The sequence below is a fragment of the Pseudomonas hormoni genome (assembly GCF_018502625.1).
GTDB lineage: Bacteria > Pseudomonadota > Gammaproteobacteria > Pseudomonadales > Pseudomonadaceae > Aquipseudomonas > Aquipseudomonas hormoni.
On sequence record NZ_CP075566.1, the window covers coordinates 1967480 to 1979238 of the forward strand.

At 57.5% G+C, this 11759-nt stretch carries 15 protein-coding genes and 2 pseudogenes; 6 read left to right on the plus strand and 11 right to left on the minus strand.

Annotated features, from left to right (window positions below; all coding sequences use genetic code 11):
* Nucleotides 1-32 precede the first annotated feature (32 nt).
* The 3 genes from KJF94_RS30165 to KJF94_RS30420 form a co-directional block, all read right to left on the minus strand.
* Nucleotides 33-515, minus strand: a complete 483-nt coding sequence (locus KJF94_RS30165) for a hypothetical protein (protein WP_250548251.1) — start codon at nt 513-515, stop codon at nt 33-35.
* Between the two features lie 6 nt (nt 516-521).
* Nucleotides 522-986, minus strand: a complete 465-nt coding sequence (locus tag KJF94_RS09270; protein WP_214382788.1) for a hypothetical protein — start codon at nt 984-986, stop codon at nt 522-524.
* A 261-nt stretch (nt 987-1247) separates the two neighbouring features.
* On the minus strand, nt 1248-1508 hold the full coding sequence (locus KJF94_RS30420) for a DUF6555 family protein (protein ID WP_214382790.1): 261 nt from the start codon (nt 1506-1508) through the stop codon (nt 1248-1250).
* Between the two features lie 148 nt (nt 1509-1656).
* On the opposite strand from KJF94_RS30420, the gene KJF94_RS09280 reads away from it, so the two are divergent.
* Together KJF94_RS09280 and KJF94_RS09285 are read left to right on the plus strand one after the other, a co-directional pair.
* Nucleotides 1657-2052 carry a hypothetical protein gene (locus tag KJF94_RS09280; protein ID WP_214382792.1) on the plus strand — a complete coding sequence of 132 codons (396 nt, stop codon included), beginning with the start codon at nt 1657-1659 and terminating at the stop codon, nt 2050-2052.
* A 28-nt stretch (nt 2053-2080) separates the two neighbouring features.
* Nucleotides 2081-2314 (plus strand): hypothetical protein, encoded by a 234-nt coding sequence (locus KJF94_RS09285; RefSeq protein WP_214382794.1) that lies wholly within the window; start codon nt 2081-2083, stop codon nt 2312-2314.
* 89 nt (nt 2315-2403) lie between these two features.
* Here KJF94_RS09285 and KJF94_RS09290 read toward each other — a convergent pair whose 3' ends face one another.
* The 4 genes from KJF94_RS09290 to KJF94_RS09305 form a co-directional block, all read right to left on the minus strand.
* Nucleotides 2404-2694: a hypothetical protein gene (locus KJF94_RS09290; protein WP_214382796.1), complete on the minus strand. Its 291-nt coding sequence runs from the start codon at nt 2692-2694 to the stop codon at nt 2404-2406.
* A 170-nt stretch (nt 2695-2864) separates the two neighbouring features.
* Complete coding sequence (gfa, locus tag KJF94_RS09295; protein ID WP_214382798.1) at nt 2865-3443, minus strand: S-(hydroxymethyl)glutathione synthase; 579 nt, start codon at nt 3441-3443, stop codon at nt 2865-2867.
* A gap of 143 nt (nt 3444-3586) precedes the next feature.
* Nucleotides 3587-4474, minus strand: a complete 888-nt coding sequence (locus KJF94_RS09300; protein ID WP_214382800.1) for a DUF2950 domain-containing protein — start codon at nt 4472-4474, stop codon at nt 3587-3589.
* Nucleotides 4475-4500: 26 nt separating this feature from the next.
* Entirely contained in the window at nt 4501-5973 is a 1473-nt protein-coding gene (locus KJF94_RS09305) for a DUF3300 domain-containing protein (RefSeq protein ID WP_214382802.1), read from the minus strand.
* 214 nt (nt 5974-6187) lie between these two features.
* Between KJF94_RS09305 and KJF94_RS09310 the strand changes: the two genes are divergently transcribed.
* Nucleotides 6188-8188: a peptidase U32 family protein gene (locus KJF94_RS09310; RefSeq protein WP_214382804.1), complete on the plus strand. Its 2001-nt coding sequence runs from the start codon at nt 6188-6190 to the stop codon at nt 8186-8188.
* 48 nt (nt 8189-8236) lie between these two features.
* On the opposite strand, the pseudogene KJF94_RS09315 reads toward KJF94_RS09310, so the two are convergent.
* Nucleotides 8237-8590, minus strand: a pseudogene (locus KJF94_RS09315) (ABC transporter substrate-binding protein); the annotation flags it as partial.
* Between KJF94_RS09315 and KJF94_RS09320 the strand changes: the two are divergent.
* Both KJF94_RS09320 and KJF94_RS09325 read left to right on the plus strand, forming a co-directional pair.
* Nucleotides 8571-9286, plus strand: a pseudogene (locus KJF94_RS09320) (MotA/TolQ/ExbB proton channel family protein). The pseudogenes KJF94_RS09315 and KJF94_RS09320 sit on opposite strands and share 20 nt — an antisense overlap.
* 1 nt (nt 9287) lies before the next feature.
* Nucleotides 9288-9689 carry an ExbD/TolR family protein gene (locus KJF94_RS09325; RefSeq protein WP_214382806.1) on the plus strand — a complete coding sequence of 134 codons (402 nt, stop codon included), beginning with the start codon at nt 9288-9290 and terminating at the stop codon, nt 9687-9689.
* A gap of 290 nt (nt 9690-9979) precedes the next feature.
* On the opposite strand, the gene KJF94_RS30530 is transcribed toward KJF94_RS09325, so the two are convergent.
* The 3 genes from KJF94_RS30530 to KJF94_RS09340 form a co-directional block, all read right to left on the minus strand.
* Complete coding sequence (locus KJF94_RS30530; RefSeq protein ID WP_214382808.1) at nt 9980-10342, minus strand: CPCC family cysteine-rich protein; 363 nt, start codon at nt 10340-10342, stop codon at nt 9980-9982.
* A 214-nt stretch (nt 10343-10556) separates the two neighbouring features.
* Nucleotides 10557-10811: a hypothetical protein gene (locus KJF94_RS09335; protein ID WP_214382810.1), complete on the minus strand. Its 255-nt coding sequence runs from the start codon at nt 10809-10811 to the stop codon at nt 10557-10559.
* Nucleotides 10812-10895: 84 nt separating this feature from the next.
* Nucleotides 10896-11186: a hypothetical protein gene (locus KJF94_RS09340; RefSeq protein ID WP_214382812.1), complete on the minus strand. Its 291-nt coding sequence runs from the start codon at nt 11184-11186 to the stop codon at nt 10896-10898.
* Nucleotides 11187-11432: 246 nt separating this feature from the next.
* Here KJF94_RS09340 and KJF94_RS09345 point away from each other — a divergent pair, with 246 nt between their 5' ends.
* Nucleotides 11433-11699, plus strand: a complete 267-nt coding sequence (locus tag KJF94_RS09345) for a hypothetical protein (RefSeq protein ID WP_214382814.1) — start codon at nt 11433-11435, stop codon at nt 11697-11699.
* The last annotated feature ends 60 nt before the right edge of the window (nt 11700-11759 follow it).

An 11759-nucleotide genomic window follows, 5' to 3' on the forward strand; every position in this document is an offset into this window, starting at 1 on the left:
CTAGCTCCCACATTTGTTTTGTACGGCACCCTTCAGGGTTTACGTTCAATAAGCGTTCGCCCGGGCTCATTACGACAAATCAGCTGATCCCGGTAATCGTCACAAATCGCTTTCAGCACATCAGCCGCACAAGCCCCGCTTATCCTTCTATCAATGGCAAAACTCGCCACGTCCCCTTTCAGTTGAACATCTACCCCTGACACTGTCTCCAGTCGCTGTTTGATCTCCCCAAGCGTCCAGGGCTTATCCGTGAAAATAATACTGTCGGCCGGATAGTGGTTATTCAGCCACCAATAGATGCCTCCCAATACGGCGAAGCAGGTCAGCAGGCAAAGCAGGGGAGGCGGCAACTTCAAGTGGACTTTGTCATAGATGATTTCCGTGAGCGTTTGCCAGAGTTTCAGGCGAAAAGACAAGCCAAGGCCCACAAGCAGCAAGATCGCGGCACCGATCATCGCCACTATCAAACCCGCCCGGTCAAGGTCCGATAACTCTTCAAGGCATGTGAAGTTCATAAGCCTTCATCTCTGTGCTGGAGAGAAGTAAAGAACGCGCAGTTGAATATCCTTTCTGTAATTGACCTGGACATAACCGCGGCCTAGTTCAACGTCGCTCTCGGCATCCCACTTGAGGGTGTGCGGCTCTTTTTTGCCGAGGAAAATTGCTTCCAGTTCGCCGCTGTATTTGTGTGCCACATCCTGAATCACGGCATCCAGCTGCTTGATCGGCGCTTCTGCTATTTGCGGGGCTGCGCGAAACAGGCTGGCGCGGGCCATGACGGGCAAACTGCGTTCGATGAATTCGTGCTCGCTGAGTGGCGTGATATTGCCGGTTTTTACGAACTCGAGATAACGACTGAAAATATCCGGTGCGACATCTAACTGTGCCTGCAGAGTGTTGGTACCCAGCCTCGGGTTAGTCAGCACATCGGGATGGGCGCCGATACCGGCGAAGGAGATCTCGCAGATACTGGCTTTTGCATACATGAATACACCACAGGCACCACTCGTACCGTAGGCTTGATAGTCCCGGCTGCTGAACTCGCACTCACAGGTTTTGACGTCGGCTAGAGCGTTGCTTGCAGCCGATGCAACAAGAAGGAGTCCGCCAAGGAACCTGGCGGGTAATCTCAAATATAAAAGCATAGGAGGGTCTACCTCTTTTCATGGAGAGGAAGATGCGTTGTGTTGAGCGTAGCGGGAGGTTGAAATCTTTGCCTGTGCAGGGAAGGGCATTCAATGCGCGGTTTACGGCAACTCTTCCCATTTGACATCGGTCAAACCGGACTTTTCAGCGTGGTCGAGCAACTTAGCGTGATGTTCCTGAGCGTTGTCTTCCCCATACAAAAGGCCCACGCCCGCGTGCAGACACGCGTAGTACCACGCATCTTCATCGGTCATGTATGCGTCCGGCTGGATAAACATTCGACGCGAGCCATTCAAACAGTAAGTGATTTCAAAATGCCGAGAGCGCATCAGCCAATTCTCCAGGTGATGCGGCTCCGACATTAGTGGCTTAGTGCCAGTTCCCTTTCTTTTTTGCTCTTCTTCCTGCCTCTGCAAAGCGCGGAGGTTTTTTTGTCCTGGAAAAGCGTTCCCGTCGTAATTGCCTAAGCTTCATCTACCCCTCCAATCCCGAATAATCCTGAGGTGCGACATGAACCGGAAGACGTTGTACTGCATAGTCATCGCCATTGCCCTGGGCGGTTGCGCCTCGACGCCACAACACGTCATCAAACCCGTCACCCCTGCAGCCGTGGCACTTGATGATGCTCAGATCCGCAGCACGCTGATCGGCCACAAGTTGAACAATATCGGCAAGACCGGATTGCCCTATTCATTGAGCTTCAATGCAGACGGCACCGAAATTTTTGCGCTGCAGGGTAATCCTCCAGAGACAGAACACTGGACAACCAAGGACGGCGTGATTTGTTTCACGGGCGCCAAAATCCGGAAAGAGTGCTATCGACTGAAGAAAGACAATGACGATTACTGGCTGGTGTATCCGGATACCGGAAAAGTGCACTATCACTACACCCTGACTCCCCAGTAGTTGATTTACAGGCAAAGGAGACAAGCGCTTGCTGATTGATGGCGTTGAATACCGGTTTGAGATCGCGTCGAGCGTAACGCCAGGGCATGACGGACTCGGCTTTGAGTGCTGGCGAGGAGGGGACATGGTGTTTGAAGTGTTTCGAAACGATCAAACACTCAAATTCGAAGTCACCCTGTTCATGCAGGATGTGCCGCTGGAGCTGTTGGAAGAAATCATTCCAACGGCGCGGGCGCGATTGGGGGCGTTTGTTCCGGATTGATACCGGGTCGAACGCTGTCGATAAAAGGGGGGACGTGAACCTCCAATCGTTGTGACAGCGATATTGTCATGAGGGATCGTCAGGGCGCGCTAATTGATCTGCACAATGACCGGACCTTCCGTGATGACCGGCGGGAACGGATGGATGTGCGTGGCGTTTTTCTCAATCCAGTCGCGTGCAACTTTCATGCTCTCGTCGGTGCCGGCCTTGTCCGTGCAAACCGTTATCGATATTCCGCCATCACCGAGAGGCAGCAGCGTGTAGCTTGCGAGGCCGACAACTTTTCGCAGGGCAGCTTCGACGTCGGTCTTTTTCTCTTCCAGGAAATCGAAAAGCTGTTTTGCGTCTCGACCCGAATAGGTTCTTATGACCGCGTACATGGTCGTCTCCTTTGCGAGTTACCGTCTTGATACCCATCCAGATTCGCGGGTGGCCGCTATCACTTGGATTTCAGTTCGTCCTGATCTATTCAGCTTAGTCAAACGCCGGTGACAAGCGAAAGGCAACGACCACCGGCACCTCCTGGCCCAGAGCCGCGGCGGTCGATCAATCAGGCGGCGGGGAGCAAGCCTTTCTGTTTGGCAACGTGAGTTGCCAGTGCGTCCATCAAGTCCGGGGACAGGCAGTCATAGGGCTCCAGGCCGATCGAGCGAAGGCGCTCACGGATGGCCTTCATTTGCGCGGGTGGCGTGCCGGTTTCGATGATGGAGGACACGAACGCCGCGAAGCCCGGCGCCGCCCATCCGCTTTGGGGAGAGAGCTCAGTGTGGACGAAGTCCAGGCCATAAAAGGCATGGTCCTTGTTCTCGATGCGCCCGAAGAGATGGGCATGGCACTGCTTGCAGGCGTGGCGCTGGATGGTGGCGGTTTCGTCGACAATGGCCAGTTTTTCGCCGTGGGCCGTGACGCTGACCTTATCCCGAGGCACCACGGCTATGACGGCGAATGTCGCATTTTGCGGTTTCCAGCATTTGCTGCAGCCGCACGCGTGGTTATGCAGGGTTTGCGCGTCGATCCTGACCTCGACTTTGTCGGTCGCACACAGGCATTGCAGGGTGCCACCTGTGAAATTCGCAGCGGCGGGTTGGAAACCATTGTCCAGTACAGGGTGGAGTTTCAAGGTGCTCATGCTGGCGTCTCCGTTTCAGGGTGTCAGACAAAAATGCCTGGTGCCGTGACCCAGGCCGGCAGTTCATCAGAACGTGATGACCTCCTTCGGTGCGACCGGTCAGTTCTATACCCGGATCAAGAATAGCGCACCGTTCGAAGCGTTTACTCTTGGTCGGCAGGCACCACCTTCCAGCTGTCATCCGGGTCAAAACGCTTCATTGACCGTGCCAGTTTCTCACCCTCGGCTCCCAGGTCTTTCTCGAACACCTGACCTTCATGGCTGATCATGAAACTCATGACCCCGGTGTCAGCGTATTTCGCCGGCCAGGCGATCAGTGCAAAGCCACGGCTCATCTTGTCACCCATGAGGTAGCTGTAGGCGCCGCCAGGTGCTGAAGGACCTTGACCTTCAAGAATACGGAAGTGGTAACCGTGCCAGTCTTCGCCGGCAATGGCTTTGCCGAACGAGGACCCTAACGGGCTGATCTGATCGCTGTCGTCGTCGGCCCAATAGAGACCGTCGTGCTTGCCGGCGGTGCTGAAGATTTTCTGCGCATACTCGAGTGCGCCGTCACCGTCACGGTCCACTGATGAATAGTCCATCTGGGCGTCGTGATAAGTCCGTACGGATTGCAACGCAGCGAGTTCGTTGCGGCCAATTCGACGGGCACGGATTTCGGCTTGACCGGCCTTGATGTCGAAGCGCCAACCGTTCTCGACTTTGATCATGGGTATCGGCAGTGTCCAGTGGTCGCTGCCGACCGACAGAAGCGCCTTGCGGTCGCTGGTTTTTTCGATGGAATGTTGCTCGCGGTACTGCTTCAAAAACGCATCCACATCACTGCGCTGAACACCTTCGCGGGGTATGTAGCTGTGCCATTCATTACCCAGCAACTCTGTCAGGCGCGTCTGATCGGCGTGCTCCGTACCCAGTGCTTCGACGAACGCTTGAGCGGCCTTTTCCGGCGTTGGAAATGTCTGCTGTGCCGCAACAACGCACGACCACGCCACGCCGGCAACCATCGCCAATACCTGGGGGAACACACCCATGAGTGACTTTATTCGAGGATTGTTTTTCAACGACGGCCTCCTCGTTGACGCGCGGGTGGATTCGACGGCCGACTGATCTGGTGGCCGGCTGATCGCGAAGCACTGGCGCGCTGGGCGGATACCTCGCTGGCCCGTCCACGACTGGCTTGTGCGTTGGACTGGGCCGGTGACCGCGCGCCGGCGAATGCATTGTTGCGGGCACTGCCCGCACTGGCGGATGGCCTGTTTTGCGCCGAGCCCTGTCCGCGCGGGTTCACCTGAGCGGTCTGGTTCCTGGCTTGCTGGCCCTCCCGAGTGCTTTTGGCATTACCCTGGCTCCTGTCAGACAACTTCGCTCTGTCTGTGCCTTGCATCCGATTGTTGGCCGAGGGTGCGGACTGGGCTTCGCGCGCTCGATCCCGGGCTTCGCGGTTGCTGGTGGCAGGTTGTTCGAAGCCGCGCTTGTCCATGGCTCCACGGGCTCGTTCGCGGGCCTGGGCTCGTTCGCGGGTCTGGGCTCGCTCGGGATTATCCCCTCGATACGCCTCACGCTGACTGGCACCGTCCAGTTGTCGGCCGTATTGTTCGCGGCTCTTTCTGTCTCGGTAGGGAACACCATCGCGATGAACGGTGTTGTGCTGCCACTTGTTCTGGTTATTGGTGATCCGGTTGTTGGCATTGATGTTGTTGTAGCGGTTGACGTCGATGTCGATGTCGTTGTTACCCCAGTCACAGTCACCCCACAGCGCGCCGACGATCGCCACACCGGTACCAAACGCCAGTCCGGCCATCAATGCCGAACCGGGGTAATAGGCTGGCGGTGGCGGGTAGTAAACAGGGGGTGACGCGGGATAGGACCAGGTCCCGTATGTGGTGGTCGGGTTGTAACTGGGTACGTACACCACCTGTGGGTCGGAGGGCTGAATGATGATGGTGGAAGTGCTGCTGGCAGGCGCCGGAGCCGGAGCCGGAGTGACGGGGGCCGGGGCCGGTGCCGCAACGGTCTGGACCGTCACGTTCTGATATTGATTGCTCTGCAGATTGCCTGCCGCTTGCGCCTGATGACGCAGGCGTTGCACGGCCTCCATGACATCGTCGGGCTGCGCCAGGAAGGCATCCCCCAGACGTTGTACCCAAACGGGATCCTGTCCCAGCGTTGCCAGCACCTGTGGGAAGGCGACCAGCGCCTGCACACTCGGGTCCCACGTCTGGCTCGCCACTTGTTTGACTGCATCGTCACCCTTGGCGTCCGGGTGTGATTTGGACCAGGTCACCGCCTCGGTGATTTCGCCGGGGTACGTGGTGCCCATCAGTACCTGGGCCAGCAGTGGGTCCGGGTAGAGCGCAATGGGCGCCAGCATTTGGTCCAGCTGCTCCTGATTAAACACGGCCTCTTTGACGGCCGCCGTGACGGGCGCGGTATCGGCACCGTCCGCGGTCGCATCCAATGGCTGCGCCAGGCAGGAGTATCCATTTAAAAACAGTGCCGCGGACACCGCGAAAAATAATGGAATGCGCATTGGCCCTCCATGTGCTCAGGCAGGCTTGAACGGAATGGATCAATGTCAGGAAGGTTAAAGCCGATTTCCCAAGCCGGGCCTCAGCCTCAATGCTGCTCTCTAATGGTAGCAAACATATTTATGTTGCCATTACCGCTCGGTAGGCCACGGGTGCCGGTCAAGTATTTCGCCGCTACAATGCGTGCCTCAACCGTGACAAACCAGATAAAAAAATATGTCCCTACCTAAACATCACCTGGAGCTGCTCAGTCCCGCCCGTGACGTGAGCATCGCCCGCGAGGCCATCCTGCATGGTGCCGACGCCGTGTATATCGGTGGCCCAAGCTTCGGCGCCCGCCACAACGCCTGCAATGAGGTGAGTGAAATCGCCGGACTGGTGGAATTCGCCCGTCGCTACCACGCCCGGGTGTTCACCACTATCAACACGATCCTGCATGACAACGAGCTGGAGCCGGCCCGCAAGCTGATCCACGAACTGTACGATGCCGGTGTCGATGCGTTGATCGTCCAGGACCTGGGCGTGATGGAGCTGGATATCCCGCCGATCGAGCTGCACGCCAGCACGCAGACAGACATCCGCACCCTGGCGCGGGCGAAGTTCCTTGACCAGGCTGGCTTCTCCCAACTGGTACTCGCCCGCGAGCTGAACCTGCAAGAGATTCGCGCCATCGCCGACGAGACCGATGCGGCGATCGAGTTCTTCATTCATGGCGCGCTGTGTGTGGCGTTCTCCGGCCAGTGCAATATTTCCCACGCGCAGAATGGCCGTAGCGCCAACCGTGGCGACTGCTCCCAGGCCTGCCGTTTGCCGTACACGCTCAAGGACGACCAGGGCCGCGTGGTTGCCTACGAAAAACACCTGCTGTCGATGAAGGACAACAACCAGAGCGCCAACATCCGCGCGTTGGTGGAAGCCGGAGTACGATCGTTCAAGATCGAAGGGCGCTACAAGGACATGGGCTATGTGAAGAACATCACGGCCTACTACCGCCAGCGCCTGGACGATGTCCTCGAAGATCGTCCGGACCTGGCCCGCGCGTCCAGTGGCCGCACGGCGCACTTCTTCGTGCCCGACCCGGACAAGACCTTCCACCGTGGCAGCACCGACTACTTCGTCAGCGAGCGCAAGATCGACATCGGCGCCTTCGACTCACCGACTTTCACCGGCTTGCCGGTGGGCGTGGTGGAGAAGGTCGGCAAGCGCGACTTGCAGGTGGTGACCTTTGAACCGTTATCCAACGGCGATGGCCTCAATGTGCAGATCAAGCGCGAGGTGGTGGGATTTCGCGCCAATATCGCGGAGCCCAAGGGAGAGTTCGACGAAGAGGGCCAGAAGCGCTATCGCTACCGCGTCGAGCCCAACGAAATGCCGGAAGGCATGTACAAGCTGCGGCCCAACCATCCATTGAGCCGCAACCTGGACCATAACTGGCAGCAAGCCCTGCAGAAGACGTCCGCCGAGCGTCGTATCGGCCTGACCTGGGTCGCACGGCTGGACGAGCAGCGCCTGCAGCTCACCGCCACCAGCGAGGAGGGCGTCAGCGCCAGCGTGTCCCTGGACGGCCCGTTCGGTCTGGCCAACAAGCCGGAGCAGGCCCTGGAGCAACTGCGTGACCTGCTCGGTCAACTGGGCACCACCGACTACCACGCCACCGCCATTGAACTGGATGCGCCCCAGGCGTTTTTTATCCCCAATTCGCAACTCAAGGCCTTGCGCCGCGAAGCGATCGAAGCATTGACCGCGGCCCGCCTGCTGGCCCACCCACGGGGAGGTCGCAAGGCCGAAACCAACCCGCCGCCGGTGTACCCGGAATCGCACCTGTCGTTCCTGGCCAACGTCTACAACCAGAAGGCCCGCGACTTCTATCACCGTCATGGCGTGAAGCTGATCGACGCGGCGTTCGAGGCCCACGAGGAAACCGGCGAGGTGCCGGTGATGATCACCAAGCACTGCCTGCGCTTCTCCTTCAACCTTTGCCCCAAGCAAGCCAAAGGCGTCACCGGTGTGCGCACCAAGGTCGCGCCGATGCAACTGGTGCACGGTGACGAGGTGCTGACGCTGAAGTTCGACTGCAAGCCTTGTGAGATGCACGTCATCGGCAAGATCAAGGGACACATCCTCGATCTGCCACAACCAGGTAGCGTCATGGAACCGATCGTCGGTCAGATCAGCCCCGAAGACCTGCTCAAGACGATCCCTCGCGCGCCCCACTGAGCGTGACAGGCGAGCGTGCAGTTGTCCTGTTGCGCTCGCCTGGTCGATTCAAATCACCCGACAAACCTCCTCCAGCGGACGCGGATCAATCCAGTCGCGGACATCGAAGTGTTGGGGAATGAAGTCCCAACGCTGGAGGAAGTCCGTCAGGTGCTGTAAGGCGGTGATCGAGATTTCGTCGAGGGCGGTTCGCAAGCGGCGATGGGCATCTTCGCCGTAGGCGGCGGCGACCCAATATTCGCTGGTGTTCAGTTCGCGAGCGAGGAACCGCCGGGTCTCTTCAGGGTGGGCCCAGGCCCAGCGCTCGGCATGCAGCACGCTGTCGACGATGCACCGCGCTGCGTCGAAATGCTCATCCAGCAAGTGCTGGTCCACCGTCAGGGTGCGTGGCGTGCCCTTCGAATCCGTCGAACACACCGTCATCTGGCTGTTGATCCTGTTTTCCGTGGCCACCTGGGGCCTGGCCCTGCTCAAGGGTGTGCAGTTCACCCGCCTGAAGGCCCAGGACCGCAAATTCCATAAACACTTCTGGGCCGCGTCCAGTCTCGATTCCGCCGCTGAACTGGCCCATAGCCAACCGGGCGCCGTCGCTCGTGTCGCCCTGGCCGGTTACGCTGCGATCCAGGTGCCGGAAGACGCACAAGCCACCGACTTTAGCTAGGCAATCAACCACCAGGACCGTCTCGAGCGCGCCCTGCGCCAGCAGATCGTGCGCGAACGTCGCTCGTTGGAAAGCGGGCCATCCTCGCCAGTATCGGCAGCACCTCGCCCTTCATCGGCCTGTTCGGCACCGTCTGGGGCATCATGTCGGCCTTGAAAGGTATTAGTGCCGCGGGGTCGGCGAGCCTGGAAACCGTGGCCGGGCCGATTGGTGCCGCCCTCGTAGCAACCGGCGTTGGCATCGCCGTCGCCGTGCCGGCAGTGCTGGTCTACAACTACTTCCTGCGTCGTCTGAAACTGACCGCCGCCGACCTCGACGACTTCGCCCACGACTTCTATAGCCTGGCGCAGAAAAACGCGTTCCGCGTGCTGTTGCATCCGGTGTTGAGCAAGTCCGGAGCGACCGTCGCCGGGCAGAAAGTCAAGGAGGCGTCCTGATATGGCGTTCTCTACACAAGACAGCGATGAAGTGCTCAGTGAGATCAACGTCACGCCTCTGGTGGATGTCATGTTGGTGCTGCTGGTGGTGTTCATCGTCACCGCGCCACTGCTGACCAACGCGATCCCGATCAACTTGCCGAAGACCGAATCGGTGGCACCGGTGGACCAGAAAGACCCGCTGGTGGTCAGCATCGACGACAAGGGCAAGGTGTTCATCAACAAGGACGAAATCCAGGCCGATCTGCTCGAGTTCAACCTGCAGGCCGCCAAGGCGAAAAATCCCGACGTGCGTGTGCAGCTGCAGGCGGACAATGGCGTGAATTATGGCGAAGTGGCCCGGGCGATGGCCTCGATTGAACGGGCGGGGATTACCAAGTTGTCGGTGATAACGGCGAAGTAGAAAACGGCCGGGCTGGGCTTCAGAAGTGTAGCGACTGGAGATCATTCGAAAACTAGACGCTACTAGTCAAAAGCAATACTCCATCCGGGGTGTGGACTGAAATGGTCTGGGGCTTTTTACCCCGTCCCGGAAACGACAAAGCCCCGAATATTCAGGGCCTTGTCGTATGAACATGTGGAGGGGGATTTGGAGCCAATCCCGGCTAGTCGTGACAGGCTCGTCCAATAACGGACATTCGGATTAGACCCGCTTCCGGCCACAGGCGGAAAATTCTGTTGGGTCTCGTAAATTCAGACCTTGACGTCGGTCGTTCCATTCACTGACCAATAGGCTTCTGACTCCCAGCGAACGGCGATGGTGTGCCAGTGCTTGACGGTCTTAAGTACGTTCGTAGCCTCAAGATCATTGGCGTCTAACGGTCGCCATCCGAGCCCTCGTCGAAATCCCTCCGCAAGCCGAACAGTTATTGGGTATTTGTTTAAGAGGCCCATCTGAGCGTCAGCGAGGGAAATCGAATTTGCGCCTCCCCCTGACGTTGGATTGGCTAACTGGACGGCGTCATCTTCCCAGCCACAAAGGGGGCAGATATCGTACGAGCCGTACTCGCATTCCAGGGTTACGAAACCGCAGCAAGGGCATGGTAGATCACGCATACGACATCACCTGATTTAATGGTCTACCGGTATCGGTCAAGTGCCGTTTTACTCGGGTCGGAAATTGTAAGAGCTACTTGCCGACAGACAAGGTCCGCTCTGGGGCGACTGTTGCCTTCCGCCACAGGCAGCAATCGGCTGAGCAGTCAGTATTGCCCGACTGCTTCTGATCCCGTTCAGAAAGATCTGACTCTTGAGCCCGGCCCCTGAATGATCAAGGCGCACCAGCAGCCATTCTCAGTAGCTGAGAAAAATGGTTGATGGCGATGTTGATGTCATCCATCGTGTCGCCATCCCACGCTTCGATCGTTTCCAACTCGACCCTGAGGGATACGATGCGCCTCTCGATCTCTGCAATTTCCGCGGCCCCGCATTGCGATGCAATCGCTGCCCATTTTTCATGTGGGATCCGCTCCTGGATGGAAAGCCCTGACCGAGCTTCCGCGATCAGCGTTGAAAGTCTGCTCATCGAATTCTGTGTCCTGAACACTAAAGGGAGCCACCGCTTCTAACCATACTGACGTCCGATTTCGGCCAGAAGTGGTCATCCTGGTTAAGCACCATCCGGAATTTTGTTGGCTTCAACGTCAAACCTGCTCAGCAATGCGGCGCCATCCGAAACACTAAGAATCTGATCGATCGCGGCGATTTTCTGAGTTGCACGTTCGATTTGAAAGTCAGCGTTGCTGTACACAGTCTCCGCTTCATTATGGAGTGCATAAGCCAAATGGGCCGCGACACGGACGCTCATTGGAGCATCTACATCGCTGCCCAAATAATCCGCAAGCAACGTCCTGATCTCAATCAGTGCAAGTGCAAGTAGCCTGGTTTGATCAGTCTGCATAAATGGATCCTGGGTGTTACACCGAGTTTGCGAACGGATTTCGCGAGGTTACATAAACTTTCCGCCAGTCAAAAGCGATAGACCGCTTTGGGCGTTTTCAGCCGGTCGCGGCAGGCAGCAGTCGGCCAAGAGTACGAAAAATGTATCTGTCCCCAGATATGTATTCACTTGGCGCCGGCCATCAGTTTCCATGCAGTGATGGCTTCATCTCAGTCTGGCAGAATTCGACCAAAATCGGATATCAAGATGAGCGGACGTTGGGCAGCGGCAGGCGCACCGTTTGATATTGAAATGATAATTACCGACGCGAAGTCTGGAACAGAAGTGCATCGTTCATCAATATCGCATCCCAAGCTCACTTCTATTGGAGGAAGCGCTTTGTATGCAGAAACTTGTAGGGTTGTTTTGAATAAAGGTAGATACAAGTTACTTGTACGTCGCATCGGTAACGTCGGTGATCTGGAAAAAACCGGTGTAAATGTAAGCGTCGTTGAGGCCTATCATGGAAAATAGGAGGGGTTTACGCCCTCACTTAATGATTTGTCGACCGTCATTATCGAATAATTAAGGTTA

What these genes read in the sequence shown, in the direction of transcription:
- KJF94_RS09280 (WP_214382792.1), top strand. Translation starts at nt 1,657, where the DNA reads ATGAACCGGAAGACGTTGTACTGCATAGTCATCGCCATTGCCCTGGGC.
- KJF94_RS09345 (WP_214382814.1), top strand. Translation starts at nt 11,433, where the DNA reads ATGAGCGGACGTTGGGCAGCGGCAGGCGCACCGTTTGATATTGAAATG.
- KJF94_RS30530 (WP_214382808.1), bottom strand. Translation starts at nt 10,342, where the DNA reads ATGCGTGATCTACCATGCCCTTGCTGCGGTTTCGTAACCCTGGAATGC.
- KJF94_RS09290 (WP_214382796.1), bottom strand. Translation starts at nt 2,694, where the DNA reads ATGTACGCGGTCATAAGAACCTATTCGGGTCGAGACGCAAAACAGCTT.
- gfa (WP_214382798.1), bottom strand. Translation starts at nt 3,443, where the DNA reads ATGAGCACCTTGAAACTCCACCCTGTACTGGACAATGGTTTCCAACCC.
- KJF94_RS30420 (WP_214382790.1), bottom strand. Translation starts at nt 1,508, where the DNA reads ATGTCGGAGCCGCATCACCTGGAGAATTGGCTGATGCGCTCTCGGCAT.
- KJF94_RS09340 (WP_214382812.1), bottom strand. Translation starts at nt 11,186, where the DNA reads ATGCAGACTGATCAAACCAGGCTACTTGCACTTGCACTGATTGAGATC.
- KJF94_RS09325 (WP_214382806.1), top strand. Translation starts at nt 9,288, where the DNA reads ATGGCGTTCTCTACACAAGACAGCGATGAAGTGCTCAGTGAGATCAAC.
- KJF94_RS09335 (WP_214382810.1), bottom strand. Translation starts at nt 10,811, where the DNA reads ATGAGCAGACTTTCAACGCTGATCGCGGAAGCTCGGTCAGGGCTTTCC.
- KJF94_RS09300 (WP_214382800.1), bottom strand. Translation starts at nt 4,474, where the DNA reads ATGGGTGTGTTCCCCCAGGTATTGGCGATGGTTGCCGGCGTGGCGTGG.
- KJF94_RS09310 (WP_214382804.1), top strand. Translation starts at nt 6,188, where the DNA reads ATGTCCCTACCTAAACATCACCTGGAGCTGCTCAGTCCCGCCCGTGAC.
- KJF94_RS09270 (WP_214382788.1), bottom strand. Translation starts at nt 986, where the DNA reads ATGTATGCAAAAGCCAGTATCTGCGAGATCTCCTTCGCCGGTATCGGC.
- KJF94_RS09305 (WP_214382802.1), bottom strand. Translation starts at nt 5,973, where the DNA reads ATGCGCATTCCATTATTTTTCGCGGTGTCCGCGGCACTGTTTTTAAAT.
- KJF94_RS30165 (WP_250548251.1), bottom strand. Translation starts at nt 515, where the DNA reads ATGAACTTCACATGCCTTGAAGAGTTATCGGACCTTGACCGGGCGGGT.